Source organism: Photobacterium sp. DNB23_23_1, assembly GCF_052873815.1.
On record NZ_JBNNXT010000137.1, the window covers coordinates 1 to 240 of the forward strand.

1 protein-coding gene is annotated in these 240 nt (G+C 57.9%); it reads right to left on the bottom strand.

All coding sequences use genetic code 11. The features are described from left to right. On the bottom strand, positions 1-240 hold a 240-nt coding region (locus tag ACVA53_RS25150; RefSeq protein WP_446506642.1), incomplete at both ends, for a hypothetical protein.

Below are 240 nucleotides of genomic sequence, written 5' to 3' on the forward strand. Positions count from 1 at the left end.
TCCTCCTCGATAGCTCCAGAGAACTCAGCCGCGCTGAAATCAATCACAGCGGACAGATCCTCGGGAACCGGGTAGCCGTCCTCATCGAACTTAGCGTCCGGGCGGTGCTCCGCCACAACACGGTCAGCAATGATTTCACGCATTGCCACCGACAGGGACTTCTCGTTCGACTCAGCGTCAACCAGCGGGCCAACGTGCGCAGCAGTATTGTCCTGCAGGTTAGCGTAGTACGCGTTAATC